This window comes from Pseudomonas sp. AC229, from assembly GCF_979254655.1.
This window is the reverse complement of the sequence record NZ_CEEDHK010000002.1, coordinates 377,793-392,206: the sequence shown is the minus strand read 5'-3', so window position 1 is coordinate 392,206 and position 14,414 is coordinate 377,793. Positions and strand designations below refer to the sequence as shown.

The window sequence follows — 14,414 nt, the reverse complement described above, 5'->3', positions numbered from 1 at the left end:
TTAAGCCGGCACCTCGACCCAAATGCCTGCGGCGTCTTCGCGGCAGGCGAGGGCAGTCAGCGCCTTGCCTTCACACGGGCCGGTAATGCATTCGCCCGACTCGATCAAAAACAAGGCGCCATGGCGCGCGCACTGAATCAGGCTCTGGCTGCTGTCGAGAAACTCATCCGCCTGCCATTCCAGCGGCACGCCTTTGTGCGGGCAGCGGTTGATATAGATGTACACCTGGCCTTGCTTGCGCACGGCCACCAGCTTTATCCCGCCCAACAAAAAGCCCCGGCTCTGGCCTTCAGCCAAAGATTCCGGGGCGCAGAGAAACTGCATAAACGCCTCCAGGTGAACGGGGATTATCCCGTTCACCTGGTGTGGGCGGTAGTCAGATTTCCCAGATGAAGTTAACGGCGGCGTGGCGGCCGGGTTGGGAGTAGCGGTCCAAGCCGGTATTGAGGGAGGTTAGGCCGCGAACATCGCCCCATTGCCAGTATTCTTTGTCGCCAAGGTTATACAGGCCGGCATTGACCGAAAACTCTTCAGTCATCTGCCACCAGCCGTTCAGGTCTAGCACGCCGTAACCCGAAGGCTCGTATTGGCTGGGCGTGCCGCCTTCATTGGTTGGACTGTTGTTGACCCGCTCCTTGGCCGCCACCAGTGTCCAGTTCAGGCTGCCGCCGAACTTGCCGGTTGGCGCGGCGTAGCCCAGGCCGAAAACGCCTTTGAGCGGATCGACACTGTTAATAGGCTCGCCCGTTCCTTCGTCTTCGCCCCGCGCGTACGCCACGGTGCCGATGGCCTTCCAGCCTGCTGGCATTAAGCCAAGCTGGTCGAGGAAAAGCTCGCCTTTGGCCTCGGCACCACGGATGGTGACGCGGTCCATGTTGACGTACTGGAAGTCGGTAGTGAGCGGTGGCAGCACAGAGGTGCGGCTCTGCTGTTCGATAAAGTCTTTGTAACGGTTGTAGAACAGCGCAGCGCCGAAGCTGCCGACTTGGTACTGACCGCGCAAGCCGATCTCATAGCTATCGCTGGTTTCCGCCTTCAGGCTGGTATTGGCAATGGTGCGATAGCGCGCGGTGCTGTTGACGAACTCGCCGAACATTTCCACTGCCTGCGGCGCACGGAAGCCCGCCGCGTATTGGCCATAGACGCTGTGGGCATCGTCGACCTGGAAGGTCACGCCCAGCTTCGGCGAAATGTGCTCGTCTTTGGTGTCGTCAGGGCTGGCATCGGTGGCGCCGCTGTTGAGGTATTCGTCGGTAACGTGCGGCTTCATTTCGAAGCGGTCATAGCGCACGCCCGGCAGGATGGTCCATGCGCCGATGGTCATTTCGTTCTGGGCAAACAGCGCGTATTCCTTGGTGGTTGGGTCCGGGAAGTCGCTGATCGGGAAGGCGTCCCCGCCTGGCGCTACCGGTACTGCCGCGCCGGTAGCGCGGATGGTTTCGGCGCCGCGACGCAAGTCGCTGTTCTCCAAACGCTTCACGTCGAAGCCATAAATCAGCTGATGGTTAACCGGGCCGGTGGCGAACGCTTTGTCGAATTTGGCGTTAAGTACCCACAATTTTTCTTCGTAGCTGGAATCGCGGTAACGGTCGCGCAGTGCGGAAGCAACGAAACGCTCCTGCTCGGTACGCTGGCGCATCTGGCTTTCCTGGTAATCCAGATGCCAGTCCACTTTGTCCACCAGCAAGGTGTTTAGCTCGAACTGGTGCTGAAGGCTGTAGCGCTCGCGGTCGGTGCCGTCGATGGCGTCCGAGGTGCGGATGGTCGCGGTGTTGCTGTATTCGCTGAGCACCTGGGTGTCGGTGTCGACGGAATAGCGCTCGTAGGTCAGTTGCAGGCGGTCGTTGCCGTAGTAATTCCAGCCGCCTTTGACCAGCAGGTTTTCCGCGCTGTAGTCCTGCGGATTGGCTTCGCCACGGCTGGCGCCAATGCCGTCGCGGCCGCCAAACGAATCCACTTCCTGGCCATTGCGGTGGCCGATGTGCACCACGCCATCAACGCTGCCCAGGCGGCCGGCAACGGTGGCGCTGCGCATCCAGCTGTCGTCGGAGGTGTCGAAGCCGGTTTTCAGGCGAGCGTAGGCGTCGTCGCCGTCTTCCAGATAATCCGCCGCGTCTTTGGTGAGAAAACTCACCGCACCGCCGATGGCATCGCTGCCGTACAGGGACGACGCCGGGCCGCGAATGATTTCGACCTGCTTCATGGTGTCGGGGTCGATGTAGTCGCGGCGCGCTTCCATAAAGGGACCGAAAGCGAACGCATCCGGCACTGCCACGCCGTCCACTTGGGTCAATACCCGATTGCCGCCGATGCCGCGAATGGTAAAGCCCGACAAGCCGAATCGACTGCCTGTGCCCCCCACCGAAACGCCTGGCTCGTAACGCACCAGGTCCTTGATGTCTTTGACGTTGTTCTGGTCGATATCGCGCTCGGTCATCACGGACACGGTGCTCGGCACTTCATCAAGCTTCTGCTCGGTGCGGGTGGCGGTGACGGTCACCGTGTCGAATTGAGTCGGGGTTTTGTCGGCGGCGGTGGCGAGGGAGGGCGAGAGCAGCAGCAACACCAGCCAAGGCTTGCGGGCAAAGGGCGGACGAAGGGACATGGATCTACTCCTAGATCGTTAACGTCGGGCGGCTACTTTGGCCACCGGTTTGATATCGGGCCGCACGTTAACGATATTGACATGCAGATGCAAACAATTATCAAATAGATTAACTTTTGGTGATCGTGGCATCCGATGCGACGTTTCTCGGTGTATTTCCTGCTTTCGCTCGCGCTGCACGCAGCGGCGAGTTTGCTGCTGCGCGAATCGGTCGTAGAGCCCGGCCGCGCTCGCGATGTGGCTTCAAGCGAGCCGGCGGCCATGCTCATTCAACTGCCGCCAGCCCCGGCGCCGGCTGCGGTTGCCATCGCGCAGCCGGCCGTCCGGGAAGCGGAGAAAGCGTTGCCCGAACCCGCCGCCACACCGATTCCGCTCGTGGCAAAGGCGGCGATGGTGGAGCGCAAAGTCGAGCCGCGCGCCGTGGCCAAACACGTGGTCAAGCCGAGCAAGCCAGTGACCAAACCGGCGCCGCCTAAACCAGAAATAAACGAAACGGCCGAGGTTGCACTGCCGACGGCCGCCACCGCCGCCGGCCCCGTTTCCCCTACGCCGAAACCGGCGGTGAGCGAAGTGCTCAGCCGTCGCCCAAGTTATTTACAGGCGCCCAAGCAGCCGCGTTACCCGACTGTGGCCAAGCGCCGAAATCAGCAAGGCGTGGTGGTGCTGGAAGTGCGGCTGGACGAGCGCGGCCAGCAGCGCGCCCTGCAAATCGTGCGTTCTTCCGGCGTCGAAAGCCTGGACGAAGCCGCACTGGAGGCGGTGGCCGCCTGGCATTTCCGCCCCGAAACCGTGGACGGCCGCGCTGTGCCGAGCCGCGTACAAATACCTATTGAGTTCGCCCTCACGGCGAGCCGTTGATTGATCGAGGAGTTGTCCATGACGAGCCATATTCAGGCTGCACGCCCATCCGCCGCCGCCCACGAGCTGTATCTGGCCTGGCAAACCTTGCGCGGTGAGCAGCCGAAACTGCGCGCCCGCGATGCCGCCGCGCACTTGGCGGTCAGCGAAGGCGAGCTGGTCGCCAGCCGCCTCGGTGTGGATACGGTGCGCCTGAACCCGGAGTGGGCAACCTTGCTGCCGGCGCTGGGTGAATTGGGCTACGTCATGGCGCTGACCCGCAACGAACATTGCGTGCATGAGCGCAAAGGCTATTACCGCGATGTCACCGTCATGGCGAACGGGCAGATGGGCCTCGTGGTGTCCCCCGACATTGACCTGCGCCTGTTCCTCGGCGGCTGGGCCAGTGTGTTCGCCGTCGCCGAGGAAACCGGCAAAGGCACACAACGCAGCATTCAGGTGTTCGACCATCAAGGCATGGCCGTGCATAAAGTCTTCCTCACCGAAGACAGTGACGAAGCCGCGTGGGAGCCACTAATCGAGCGTTTCCGCGCCGAGGTGCAAAGCGCCACGCTGGAACTGAAGCCGATGCCGGAACCGGTGGTGGCCAAGCCAGACGCCGAAATCGACGTCGACTCCCTGCGCGCCGGCTGGTCCACCCTGAAAGACACCCACCACTTTTTCGCGCTGCTGAAAAAGCACGAAACCACGCGCACCCAAGCGCTACGTCTGGCCGGACACGAGTGGGCCGAACCGTTGGCTCCGTCCGAATTGCCGACCCTCATGGAAGCGGCGGGCGCTACCGACGTGCCATTGATGGTGTTTGTCGGCAACCGCCACTGCATTCAGATTCACAGCGGCCCGGTGAAAAACCTGCGCTGGATGGACACCTGGTTCAACGTGCTGGACCCGGCCTTCAACCTGCACCTGAAAACTCCGGCAGTGGCCGAGCTGTGGCGCGTACGCAAGCCCAGCAGCGATGGCGTGATCACCAGTTGGGAAGCCTTCGACGCCGACGGCGAGCTGATCGTGCAGCTGTTTGGCGCGCGCAAACCCGGCGTGCCGGAACTCAGCGAATGGCGCGCGCTGGCCGAAGCGCCGCCGGTACTAGCCGTTTAATCCCGGCGCCGCAGCGCTACACAACCAGCCTGTACCTTCTATATAGGTACAGGCTGGTTTTTTATGCGGTTCGTGGAAACCCGTGCCCCGACTTCCTGGAGTTTTTTATGCGTGTGTCTGTTCGTCTCGCCAGCCTGTGCTGCGCCTTTGTTCTGAGCCAAACGGTGCTCGCCGCCGACACCCTGCCACAGCGCTGGGTCAGCGCCGGTGGCTCGATCACCGAGTGGGTGGTCACGCTCGGTGGGCAAAGCAAACTGGTGGGCGTCGACACCACCAGCCTCAACCCCGCCGACCTGAAAAAGCTGCCCAGTATTGGCTACCAGCGCCAACTCGCCGCTGAAGGCATTTTGAGCCTGAAGCCCGACCTGCTTGTGGGCAGCGAAGAAATGGGCCCGCCGCCAGTATTGGCGCAAGTGAAGAACGCCGGCGTAACGGTGGAGTCGCTGTCGACCAAGGCCGATCTGCCGACGCTGGAACATACCCTTGGCCGCATCGGCACGTTGTTGGGCGAGCCATCACGCGCCGCCAACGCATTTGCCGACTACCAACAGCGCCTGAAACAACAGGCCGAGTGGGTGAGTGCCGCGAAAGCGGGCAGCGCTGCGCCAAGCGTGCTGCTGTTGTTATCCCACGCCGGCAGCAGCCCCATGGCCGCTGGGCAAGACACCCTCGGCGCCTGGTTGATCGAGCGGGCCGGCGGGCGCAGCGTCACCACCCATTCCAGCTACAAAGCGCTGTCGACCGAAGCGTTGCTGGCGCTGGACCCGGAGGTGATTATCTTCGCCGACCGCAGCATTGCCGGCGCCGAAGCGAAAGCGGCGCTGCTCAAACAGAACCCGGCACTCGCCGCCACCCGCGCCGCGAAAAACGACCGCCTGCTGGCAATCGATCCGACGCTGTTGGTGGGCGGTTTGGGGCCGCGCGTTCCGGCCGCGCTGGCAACCCTGGGCGCAGGCTTCTATCCTGCCGCGCAACCCCTGACTGCCGACGCTAAGCCGCAACCATGAACCCAGTTGTACTGCCGCGCTCACTGTTTATTGCACTGGGCTTTCTGCTCTCGCTCGCCTTGCTGCTGTCGCTGGCGCTTGGGCCGGTGAGCCTGCCACTGCTGGACACGCTCAAAGGCGCGCTGCGCGTATTCGGCGCGCCGGTGGGCGGGGCCGAGCTGGACCAGGCCGAGTTGATCATCGGCCAAATCCGCATGCCGCGAACCTTGCTCGGGCTGGCGGTTGGCGCGGTGCTGGCGCTGGCCGGCGTGGCGATGCAGGGATTGTTTCGCAACCCCTTGGCCGACCCCGGCCTGGTCGGCGTTTCCAGCGGCGCGGCGCTGGGTGCGGCCATTGCGATTGTCGGCGGCGCCTCGTTGGGCGGTGTGCCGGACGCCTTCGCGCCGTACCTGTTATCCGCCAGCGCCTTTGCCGGTGGCCTGGTGGTGACCGCGCTGGTCTACCGCCTCGGCAGCCGCAACGGCCAAACCAGCGTGTCGACCATGCTGCTCGCCGGCATCGCGCTCACCGCCTTGGCCGGCGCTGTCATCGGCCTGTTCACCTACCTGGCGGATGACGCCACGCTGCGCACCCTCACATTCTGGAACCTGGGCAGCCTCAACGGCGCCAGCTATTCGCGGCTGTGGCCTTTATTGGTGGTCACCGTGGCGGTCGGCCTGTGGCTGCCCAAGCGCGCCAAGGCATTGAATGCCTTGCTGCTCGGCGAATCGGAGGCGCGGCACCTGGGCTTCGACATCGAGCGGGTCAAACGTGAGCTGGTGTTCTGCACCGCATTGGGCGTTGGTGCCGCCGTGGCGGCGGCCGGCATGATCGGCTTTATCGGTTTGGTGGTGCCGCACCTGGTGCGCCTGCTGGTCGGTCCGGACCACCGCGTGCTGCTGCCGGCCTCGGCGTTGGCGGGTGCTGCGTTGCTGCTGTTCGCCGACGTGGTCGCGCGGCTGGCGCTGGCGCCGGCTGAATTGCCGATCGGCATCGTGACAGCCCTGATCGGCGCGCCGTTCTTTCTTTATCTGCTGCTGCGAGGACGCGCCTGATGTTGTGCGCCGAAAACCTGACCATCCAACGCGAAAGCAAGCGCGTGCTGACCGGCATTAATCTGGCCCTGCAGCCCGGCGAAATGCTCGGCGTGCTCGGCCCCAACGGCGCCGGCAAAAGCACCTTGCTCGACGCCCTGAGCGGCGAATTGAAACCCAGCGAAGGGCGCATCACCCTGGATGGCCGCCCGCTCAGCGAGTGGACCGGCCCGGAGCGCGCGCAGCGTCTGGCGATTCTGCCGCAGACCTCGACCCTCAACTTTGCCTTCCGCGTCGAAGACGTCGTCGGCATGGGCCGCTTGCCCCACGCCACCGGCCGCCTGCGTGATGAGCAAATCATTGCCGAGGCGCTGGGCGCCGCCGATGCCGCGCATTTGGCCGGCCGTAATTACCTGGAATTGTCCGGCGGCGAGCGCCAGCGTGTGCACTTGGCGCGGGTGCTGGCGCAGCTCTGGCCCGGCGCCAGCGGGCAAACCCTGCTGCTGGACGAGCCGACCTCCATGCTCGACCCGCTGCACCAACACATCACCCTGCAAGCCGCGCGCAACATCGCCGCCAACGGCGTGGCGGTGCTGGTGATTCTCCACGACCTGAACCTGGCCGCCCGTTATTGCGACCGTCTGCTGCTGTTGCACAAGGGCGGCGCCCACGCCCTCGGTACGCCGGACGATGTGCTGCAAGCCGAGCCGTTGCGCGCCGTGTTTGATCTGGAAGTGCTGGTGCAGCGCCACCCCGAGCGCGGCCATCCGCTGATCATTGCCCGTTAAGCCCCGCTATCAAGGAGCGACCATGCGTTTCGTTTTACTGCTGTGTGTGTTTCTGACGGGCTGCCAGACCCTGCCGCCGCTGCCGGACTGGCAGGCGCCAAAAGATCGCGACCATGCCGACGTCGGCGTTATTCGCGACCTGCGTACCGGCGAACAACTCAGCCCTGAACAACTGGTGCAGCGCCTGGCACCGGCGCCGCGCGTGCTGGTTGGCGAGCAGCACGACAACCCCGATCACCACGCCCTGGAGCTCTGGCTGCTGCAAGCGCTGGAGCACAAACGCCCGCAAGGCAGCGTGCTGATGGAAATGCTCAACCCGGACCAACAAGCCAAGGTCGATGCGGCGCGTGGCCAGGCGCCGACCGATTTACCCACCGCGCTGGCCTGGCAGAAAAATTGGGAATGGTCGATGTACGGCCCCATCGTCCGACACGCGCTGGCCCAGCCGTATCCCTTGCTGGCGGCCAATCTGGACCGCAGCGAAATCATGGGCATCTACAAAACCAAGCCGGTATTAAGCGGCACGGCATCCACAGCGCCAGGCGTACAAGGGCCATTGCTGGAGCAGATTCGCGAGTCCCATTGCGGCTTGCTGCCGGAATCGCAATTGCCCGCCATGTTGGCGGTGCAGCAACAACGCGACCGACGCATGGCTCAGCAATTATCAGCGGCCCCGCAACCGGCGCTGTTGTTGGCCGGCGCGTTTCATGTGCGCCGTGACGTCGGCGTGCCGCTGCACCTCACGGACCTGGGCGCCGGGCAGGGCAGCGTCACGCTGGTACTGGCGGAAGTGGGCAAGACCGTGCCTGCAAGCTCAGCCGATTACGTCTGGTACACCCCGGCAGTTGCCGACATCGACCACTGCGCCGAGCTGCGCAAGTCCATGGGTCAGTAACGTCGCGCCTTCCCGCCACCGGCAATTCCGGCGACAATCGCGTTCCCTCGCGACAGTCACACCGGCCCTTCGCCGGTGTGTGGAGTTGACATGAATGCTTGCTTGCCCGAGGCGCTGCTGTGATCACTGAGCTGCGCCGCCGCGCCTATTTGAATGCCATGCAGGTCGCCAACTGGCTGCCGCGCGTGGCCCTGCCGTTCGCCGCGCCTTCGCGCCCGGAACTGCTCGAACCGCTGGCCGACGAGCCTGCGGTTGTCGTTGCCGAAGCAGCGGTCGAGCGCGCGCCAGTCGCTGCGCCTGAACCGGTCGCCGCGCCGCCAGCGCCGGTGGTCAATGAACGCCCGAAAATTGAAGTGCCGCGCCCCAGCGCCCGCGTTGAGGCCAAGCCCGAGCCGGTCGCTGCCGAAGACGCCGCAGCGGTGGCGCCGGTGAAAGTGGCGCCTGTCGCGCCGCCGCGTTTCAGCCTGCAATTGCTGCGTGCCGGCTCGTGCGTGATTCTTGCCGAGCTGTCGACCGGCGAACCGTTCGCCGCCCGCGACCCTGCTTATCTACTGCTCAAAGACCTGCTGCGCGCCGCCGGCTTGCCCGACAGTCCACAAATTATCGGCGAACCCGTGCGCTGGCCCTTGTTGGCGCGCGGCAACCTCGATCAAGGCCCGCAAGCCGCGCTGGAATATGTGCAAGGTTTCCTGATGGCACGCCTGGAAGAAGAGCCCGACTGCAAATGCCTGTGGCTGGTCGGCTTGCCCGCCATCCGCTTTGCCGGCGAAGCAGACGAGCAGCTGTACAACCGCGAATTGCAGGTTGAAGGCCTTGGCGCGGCCTGGGCGCTGCCGAGCCTGGAACTGCTGATGGACGAGCCGGCGCGCAAGGCGCCGCTGTGGCAAGCCATGCAGCGCGTGATGCGGCGCTGGCACACGCAAGAGGCCGGGTCGCTGCATGAATGACACCGTACTCATCCGCCCCATGACCGAGGCGGATCTCGACGAAGTGGTGCAAATCGAATGCGCCGCCTTCAGCCATCCGTGGTCACGCAAGCTGTTCAGCGACGGTCTGAGCAGCTACGACTGCTGGGTGATGTTCGAAGGCGAGCGCCAGGTCGGCCACGCTGTATTGAGCGTGATCATCGATGAAGCCCATCTGCTCAATATCACCGTGGCTCCGCACTGCCAGGGCCGGGGTTTGGGGTTGCTGCTGCTGGAGCGCCTGATGCAGCGGGCCATCGAATTGAAAGCGGGCGAATGCTTCCTGGAAGTGCGTGCCAGCAACCTGGCGGCGTATCGGCTTTACGAGCGTTATGGCTTCAACGAAATTGGCCGGCGTCGCGACTACTACCCGGCGCCGGGTGGCCGCGAAGATGCGCTGGTGATGGCCTGCACGTTATTCGATTGAGCGCCACGGTCCTGACTTGATCGGCTACAGCGCCCGGCGCGTTCGGTCGCTGTGACGGGCCGCAGGCTCGCCCATACTGCCGGCCACGTTTTCGGGCCGACGGTTGGGCCCATGAATAAGGACTCGTTCATGCTCGTTCGCCTGCTATCACTGGCCTCGCTTCTGGGGCTGCTGCTCACCGCCAGCGGCGCCAACGCTGCGCCGCGTGACTTCACCATTCTGCACACCAACGACTGGCAGTCGCGCCTGCTCGGGTTTGGGCCAAACAACGAATACACCCCGGCGACCGTCAACGACGACGGCACGGTCGGCGGCGTGGCGCGGCTGGCCACGCTGGTAAAAGCCCGTCGCGAGGCGGCCGGCATCGAGCAGCCGTTGCTGCTGCTCGATGCCGGCGACTTCACCATGGGCACGCTGTTCCACACCATCACCCGTGAAGCCGGCAGCGAGCTGCGTTTGATGAGCCAGATTGGCTACGACGCCACCACCCTCGGCAACCACGAATTCGACTTCCGCCCCATTGGCCTGGCCGCCATGCTCAATGCGGCCGCCAAGGCCGAAGGCGATGCGCTGGTGCCGGTGATTGCCAGCAACATTCAGTTCGACGCCAACAACCCCGCCGACGACAGCCTCCAAGCCCAGCAAGACGCCGGCCGCATCGTGCCGTACAAAATCGTTGAGAAAGGCGGCATTCGCTTTGGTCTGTTCGGCTTGCTCGGTTACAACGCCATTGCCGTGTCGCCGATGACCAAACCGGTGACCTTCGCCGACCCCATCGAAACCGCAAAAACCATGGTCAAGAAACTGCGCGAAGACGACAAGGTCGACGTGGTCATCCTGCTTTCACACATGGGCGTGGCCCAGCAAGACGACGGAAGCTGGCGCGGTGAAGAAGTGGAAATGGTCGAGCAGGTGCCGGGCATCGACATCGTGGTGGGCGGCCATTCCCACGTCGCCTTGCCGCAGCCGGTGCTGGTCAACGGCCACACGCCGGTGGTGCAAGCCGGGTCCGAAATTCAGTACCTGGGCGAGCTGCACATGAGCCTTGGCGACGACGGCAAAACCCGTGTGCGCGACTACAGCCTGCACCCGATTAACGACCAGACCGCAGGCGACGGCGTCATCACCACCCTGGTCGACGACTTCAAACAGCACGTCAGCCAGCAGATGCTCGAACCCAAGGGCTACCGCTTCGACCAGCCGCTGGCGACCGTGGATAAAACCCTGACCCGCGAGCACGACGACCCGATTCTCGCCAACCTGGTGACCGACGCCCTGCGCGACGCCACCGGCAGCGACATTGCTTTTACCGGCAACGGCACCATCCGCGACGACATGATCAAAGGCCGCACCGGCATTCAGGCGGTGTCCGACCTGTTCCGTATCGCGCCGCTGGGCATCGGCCAACTGGACGACGCGCCGGGCTACCCCTTGGTGAAGGTGTACGTCACCGGCAAAGAGTTGAAAGACATTCTTGAAGTGCTGCTGCTGGCCTACCAGATGCGCGACAGCGACAGCTACTTCCCCCGCGTGGCCGGCCTGCGCTTCAGCTACAACCCCTACCGCGTGCCGTTCGACCGGGTGAGCAAAATTGAGCTGGGCGACGCCGTGCGCGGTTACCGCGACCTCGATCTCGACGACCCGCGGCTCTACAGCATTGGCGCCAGCAGTTACGTCGGCGGCTTTACCTGGCTGATTTCAGACCTCAGCAAAGGCCTGATGACCGTCGTGCCCAAAGACGCCAATGGCCAGCCGCTGGCCGAGCTCAACGACGCCATCATCGACGCCGACGCCACCACCCCCGGCGTGCAGGAATACAAAGAATGGCAAGGCTTGCTCGACCATATCCGCCGCTTGCCCGACCTGAACGGCGATGGCCTGGCCGACATTCCCACCAGCGGCCCGGCGGCCGAGTCGCGCATGGTGCGCGCGCCAAGCTTTGCCCCGGCCGCGATGTTTCGCTATGCCGGCACGCTGCAATGGGGCGTGAGCGTGGTGGTGGTGCTGGGCGTGCTGCTGATTCTGTGGCTGCTGCGCCAGGCCTTTCGCCGCCGGCCGCGTCGCGCTTAACGCTGTGACCCGGCTCACCGCGCGCTTGTCAAAGGCACCAGGCACCCCGTAGGGTGCCCATCGGACTTTCTGGGAGAACTGACATGAGCGATCTGCAGCAGCTGTTTGACAACAACGAGCGGTGGGCCGAATCCATCAAGCAGGAAGACCCTGAGTTCTTCGAAAAGCTGGCCCGCCAGCAAGTGCCGGAATACCTCTGGATCGGCTGCTCCGACGCCCGCGTGCCCGCCAACGAAATCGTCGGCATGTTGCCCGGCGATCTGTTCGTGCACCGCAACGTCGCCAACGTGGTGCTGCACACCGACCTCAACTGCATGTCGGTCATCCAGTACGCCGTCGACGTACTCAAGGTCAAACACATCCTCGTGACTGGCCACTACGGCTGCGGCGGCGTTCGCGCCTCGATGAACGACGCCCAGCTGGGCTTGATCGACGGCTGGATCCGCACCATCCGCGACCTCTACTACGAGCAGCGCGATCACCTGGCGCATCTGCCCACCGAAGAAGAGCGGGTTGACCGCTTGTGTGAACTGAACGTCATCCAGCAAGTGGCCAACGTCAGCCACACCACCATCGTTCAAAACGCCTGGCACCGCGGCCAAAGCCTGTCGGTACACGGCTGCATCTACGGGATCAAAGACGGCCGCTGGAAAAACCTCAACGTCACCGTCAGCGGCATGGACCAGCTTCCGCCCCAATACCGCCTGCGTCCGCTGGGCGAGAGCTGAGCCAAAAGCATCGCGGCTGAAGCCCACAGGAATGGAGTGTGGCCTGCCGCGACGCGCTGGATTGGCGATTCTGGATTCCCGCCTCCGCGGGAATGGCGAGTGATTTCCAGACCACACCCGTCATCCTCGCGCACGCGGGGATCCAGAATCGTGAAGGGGCATGCCGATTGTTTGAACGTCGAGATCAAAAGCCTCGCACCTACAAGCTGCACACCATTATGAGCAACGGCTCCAGCCGCGAGCTTTAAGTCTCAGCAACAACAAAGCTTCGCGAGCAAGCTCGCTCCTACAAAAAGCCGAAGCATCCGTAGGAGCAAGCTTGCTCGCGAAGCCCTTGATCCAAAAAAATATCAGCCGCGCCGAAAATCGAGATCGAGCGAGCTAGAGCAGTGCAAGGCGAAATGTGTTTTTGAAGCGCAGTTGGCTGTAGCCAATGAGCATTCAAAAACACATTTCAACGCAGCAATGCCGACGCGCAGCCGATCGAAGTCTTACTGAACCCGCTCGTTGTGCTCCATTTGCTCGCAGGTCATAAAGCCCTTGCCGTCCACGCGATCATTGGCATCAAAACTCACGTAATAAACCTGCTTGGCGCCGTCTTTTTCCATCACGTAGTTATTGCAGGTGCCTGGGCGCACGGTGCGGTTCAGTTCGGTGGAGGGTGGGCCGCCAACGGTGAGCACTTCTGACTTGGTCATGCCTACATCTACCTGCTTGGCCAGGGGCTCGTTGCGGTAGGTAACGTAGTCGACCGGGTTTTCCACTTTGCTGGCGCAACCTGTAACCGCTGCCAGTGCACAGGCAGCCGCGAGGAGTTTGGTCTTGGACATGGTGTCTTTCCTTGTGAGGAGCCGTTGTCGGCTTGCAACTTTTTGAGCCGCCTCGCTGGAACTAAGTTCGAGTTTTTTGCCCCTTAGCTATTCCATAACAAGAACCAAGGACTTCCCATGCGCGCCAACCGCTTACGTTTTCTGTTGCCCCTGCTGGGCGCCCTGTTGCTCAACGCCTGCTCCGAAACGCCGGAGCCTGCCAGCTTCGTCAACCGGGTGTGGAGCGTTAGCGAATCGACCACCGTGAGCAAAGGCATGCTTTACGTGTTCCTGTCCGACGGCACGCTGGTGCTGGCCTCGGCGGGGAACAAGCCAGCGTTCGGCCAGTGGCAGCAAGACGGCACGGATCTGGTAATGATCGAAGAAGGGCAGCGCTACAAAACCGAAGTGCTGATGGCCACCAAAGACATTCTGCAACTGCGCCAATTCAACCCCGGCGAGCCGGTGGAAATGACCCTGGTGCCGGCCAACTGAGCAAAGTTCTCGGCAGTGGCTACGCTCAAGCGCAGCGTGCTTCCAACCCAGGAGAACTGCCATGCACCGTCTCGCCACTGCCTTGCTGCTGTTGTCTGCACTGAACGCTTCGGCTTTCGCCGCCACACCGCAGGAACGGATGAAAACCTGCAATGCCGACGCCACCACCAAGGCGCTCAAAGGTGATGAACGCAAAGCGTTTATGAGCACCTGCCTGAAGGCCGAAACCAAACCCACCACGCCGCAAGAACGGATGAAAACCTGCAACGCCGACGCCACCAGCAAAACGCTGAAGGGCGACGAGCGCAAAGCCTTTATGAGTGAGTGCCTGAAAAAGAAATAGGCCGGTAATTACTGCTCGGTCGCCTGCTTCAATCGCTCGTTGTTCACGGCATTGGCGGCGTCGATCTGCTTTTGCATGTCTTGCATCTGCTGCTGAGCCTGCTGCGCTTGTTTGGCCTGCAGTTCGGCCGTGGCGGCGGTTTCGCCGAGGCCGCAGGCGCTGAGCAGGGTGGCGCAAACGACGATGGTCGACGCTTTGAAAAGGGACATGCTGCACTCCAGTGAGGTGGGCCGAGGCCGGTGGGGGGACTCTAGCAAAAGCCGTTTATAAACACTGCGTGGGGCGACACAATGGCGGCCGGCCGATCCCATAC

17 protein-coding genes are annotated in these 14,414 nt (G+C 63.2%); 13 read left to right on the top strand and 4 right to left on the bottom strand.

All coding sequences use genetic code 11. The features are described 5' to 3' along the window. Together AC0IW7_RS04420 and AC0IW7_RS04415 are read right to left on the bottom strand one after the other, a co-directional pair. Complete coding sequence (locus AC0IW7_RS04420; protein ID WP_471816001.1) at nucleotides 1-324, bottom strand: Rieske (2Fe-2S) protein; 324 nt, start codon at nucleotides 322-324, stop codon at nucleotides 1-3. A gap of 52 nt (nucleotides 325-376) precedes the next feature. Continuing rightward, on the bottom strand, nucleotides 377-2,605 hold the full coding sequence (locus tag AC0IW7_RS04415) for a TonB-dependent hemoglobin/transferrin/lactoferrin family receptor (protein ID WP_471816000.1): 2,229 nt from the start codon (nucleotides 2,603-2,605) through the stop codon (nucleotides 377-379). 135 nt (nucleotides 2,606-2,740) lie between these two features. Here AC0IW7_RS04415 and AC0IW7_RS04410 point away from each other — a divergent pair, with 135 nt between their 5' ends. The 11 genes from AC0IW7_RS04410 to AC0IW7_RS04360 all read left to right on the top strand — a co-directional run bounded on the left by AC0IW7_RS04410 (nucleotide 2,741) and on the right by AC0IW7_RS04360 (nucleotide 12,702). Continuing rightward, a complete protein-coding gene (locus AC0IW7_RS04410) occupies nucleotides 2,741-3,463 on the top strand; it encodes an energy transducer TonB (protein WP_471815998.1) in 723 nt (240 codons plus the stop codon). An 18-nt stretch (nucleotides 3,464-3,481) separates the two neighbouring features. Continuing rightward, on the top strand, nucleotides 3,482-4,561 hold the full coding sequence (locus AC0IW7_RS04405; RefSeq protein WP_471815996.1) for a hemin-degrading factor: 1,080 nt from the start codon (nucleotides 3,482-3,484) through the stop codon (nucleotides 4,559-4,561). A gap of 107 nt (nucleotides 4,562-4,668) precedes the next feature. Beyond that, complete coding sequence (locus tag AC0IW7_RS04400) at nucleotides 4,669-5,568, top strand: heme/hemin ABC transporter substrate-binding protein (RefSeq protein ID WP_471815994.1); 900 nt, start codon at nucleotides 4,669-4,671, stop codon at nucleotides 5,566-5,568. Continuing rightward, a complete protein-coding gene (locus AC0IW7_RS04395; protein ID WP_471815992.1) occupies nucleotides 5,565-6,602 on the top strand; it encodes a FecCD family ABC transporter permease in 1,038 nt (345 codons plus the stop codon). Before AC0IW7_RS04400 ends, AC0IW7_RS04395 begins: the two co-directional genes overlap by 4 nt. Continuing rightward, nucleotides 6,602-7,369 carry a heme ABC transporter ATP-binding protein gene (locus AC0IW7_RS04390; protein ID WP_471815991.1) on the top strand — a complete coding sequence of 256 codons (768 nt, stop codon included), beginning with the start codon at nucleotides 6,602-6,604 and terminating at the stop codon, nucleotides 7,367-7,369. Before AC0IW7_RS04395 ends, AC0IW7_RS04390 begins: the two co-directional genes overlap by 1 nt. Nucleotides 7,370-7,391: 22 nt before the next feature. Beyond that, a complete protein-coding gene (locus AC0IW7_RS04385; RefSeq protein ID WP_471815989.1) occupies nucleotides 7,392-8,264 on the top strand; it encodes a ChaN family lipoprotein in 873 nt (290 codons plus the stop codon). A gap of 119 nt (nucleotides 8,265-8,383) precedes the next feature. Next, entirely contained in the window at nucleotides 8,384-9,211 is an 828-nt protein-coding gene (locus AC0IW7_RS04380) for an energy transducer TonB (RefSeq protein WP_471815987.1), read from the top strand. After that, on the top strand, nucleotides 9,204-9,656 hold the full coding sequence (gene rimI, locus AC0IW7_RS04375; protein WP_463551401.1) for a ribosomal protein S18-alanine N-acetyltransferase: 453 nt from the start codon (nucleotides 9,204-9,206) through the stop codon (nucleotides 9,654-9,656). The genes AC0IW7_RS04380 and rimI overlap by 8 nt, the downstream gene beginning before the upstream one ends. A 129-nt stretch (nucleotides 9,657-9,785) precedes the next feature. Then, nucleotides 9,786-11,726, top strand: coding sequence for a bifunctional metallophosphatase/5'-nucleotidase (locus AC0IW7_RS04370; RefSeq protein WP_471815985.1), 1,941 nt, complete (start codon nucleotides 9,786-9,788; stop codon nucleotides 11,724-11,726). An 83-nt stretch (nucleotides 11,727-11,809) separates the two neighbouring features. Then, on the top strand, nucleotides 11,810-12,454 hold the full coding sequence (gene can / locus AC0IW7_RS04365; RefSeq protein WP_471815983.1) for a carbonate dehydratase: 645 nt from the start codon (nucleotides 11,810-11,812) through the stop codon (nucleotides 12,452-12,454). A gap of 38 nt (nucleotides 12,455-12,492) precedes the next feature. Next, nucleotides 12,493-12,702 carry a hypothetical protein gene (locus AC0IW7_RS04360; protein ID WP_471815982.1) on the top strand — a complete coding sequence of 70 codons (210 nt, stop codon included), beginning with the start codon at nucleotides 12,493-12,495 and terminating at the stop codon, nucleotides 12,700-12,702. Nucleotides 12,703-12,945: 243 nt separating this feature from the next. Here AC0IW7_RS04360 and osmE read toward each other — a convergent pair whose 3' ends face one another. Next, nucleotides 12,946-13,284: an osmotically-inducible lipoprotein OsmE gene (gene osmE, locus AC0IW7_RS04355; RefSeq protein WP_122454090.1), complete on the bottom strand. Its 339-nt coding sequence runs from the start codon at nucleotides 13,282-13,284 to the stop codon at nucleotides 12,946-12,948. Between the two features lie 117 nt (nucleotides 13,285-13,401). On the opposite strand from osmE, the gene AC0IW7_RS04350 reads away from it, so the two are divergent. Then, a complete protein-coding gene (locus tag AC0IW7_RS04350) occupies nucleotides 13,402-13,758 on the top strand; it encodes a hypothetical protein (protein WP_122493027.1) in 357 nt (118 codons plus the stop codon). 61 nt (nucleotides 13,759-13,819) lie between these two features. After that, complete coding sequence (locus AC0IW7_RS04345) at nucleotides 13,820-14,101, top strand: PsiF family protein (RefSeq protein WP_471815980.1); 282 nt, start codon at nucleotides 13,820-13,822, stop codon at nucleotides 14,099-14,101. 8 nt (nucleotides 14,102-14,109) lie between these two features. On the opposite strand, the gene AC0IW7_RS04340 is transcribed toward AC0IW7_RS04345, so the two are convergent. After that, nucleotides 14,110-14,310 (bottom strand): hypothetical protein, encoded by a 201-nt coding sequence (locus AC0IW7_RS04340; RefSeq protein WP_471815979.1) that lies wholly within the window; start codon nucleotides 14,308-14,310, stop codon nucleotides 14,110-14,112. Nucleotides 14,311-14,414 lie beyond the last annotated feature (104 nt).

What these genes read in the sequence shown, in the direction of transcription:
- AC0IW7_RS04395 (WP_471815992.1), top strand. Translation starts at nt 5,565, where the DNA reads ATGAACCCAGTTGTACTGCCGCGCTCACTGTTTATTGCACTGGGCTTT.
- AC0IW7_RS04345 (WP_471815980.1), top strand. Translation starts at nt 13,820, where the DNA reads ATGCACCGTCTCGCCACTGCCTTGCTGCTGTTGTCTGCACTGAACGCT.
- AC0IW7_RS04390 (WP_471815991.1), top strand. Translation starts at nt 6,602, where the DNA reads ATGTTGTGCGCCGAAAACCTGACCATCCAACGCGAAAGCAAGCGCGTG.
- AC0IW7_RS04350 (WP_122493027.1), top strand. Translation starts at nt 13,402, where the DNA reads ATGCGCGCCAACCGCTTACGTTTTCTGTTGCCCCTGCTGGGCGCCCTG.
- AC0IW7_RS04415 (WP_471816000.1), bottom strand. Translation starts at nt 2,605, where the DNA reads ATGTCCCTTCGTCCGCCCTTTGCCCGCAAGCCTTGGCTGGTGTTGCTG.
- AC0IW7_RS04405 (WP_471815996.1), top strand. Translation starts at nt 3,482, where the DNA reads ATGACGAGCCATATTCAGGCTGCACGCCCATCCGCCGCCGCCCACGAG.
- AC0IW7_RS04400 (WP_471815994.1), top strand. Translation starts at nt 4,669, where the DNA reads ATGCGTGTGTCTGTTCGTCTCGCCAGCCTGTGCTGCGCCTTTGTTCTG.
- rimI (WP_463551401.1), top strand. Translation starts at nt 9,204, where the DNA reads ATGAATGACACCGTACTCATCCGCCCCATGACCGAGGCGGATCTCGAC.
- AC0IW7_RS04420 (WP_471816001.1), bottom strand. Translation starts at nt 324, where the DNA reads ATGCAGTTTCTCTGCGCCCCGGAATCTTTGGCTGAAGGCCAGAGCCGG.
- AC0IW7_RS04385 (WP_471815989.1), top strand. Translation starts at nt 7,392, where the DNA reads ATGCGTTTCGTTTTACTGCTGTGTGTGTTTCTGACGGGCTGCCAGACC.
- AC0IW7_RS04340 (WP_471815979.1), bottom strand. Translation starts at nt 14,310, where the DNA reads ATGTCCCTTTTCAAAGCGTCGACCATCGTCGTTTGCGCCACCCTGCTC.
- AC0IW7_RS04370 (WP_471815985.1), top strand. Translation starts at nt 9,786, where the DNA reads ATGCTCGTTCGCCTGCTATCACTGGCCTCGCTTCTGGGGCTGCTGCTC.
- AC0IW7_RS04410 (WP_471815998.1), top strand. Translation starts at nt 2,741, where the DNA reads ATGCGACGTTTCTCGGTGTATTTCCTGCTTTCGCTCGCGCTGCACGCA.
- can (WP_471815983.1), top strand. Translation starts at nt 11,810, where the DNA reads ATGAGCGATCTGCAGCAGCTGTTTGACAACAACGAGCGGTGGGCCGAA.
- osmE (WP_122454090.1), bottom strand. Translation starts at nt 13,284, where the DNA reads ATGTCCAAGACCAAACTCCTCGCGGCTGCCTGTGCACTGGCAGCGGTT.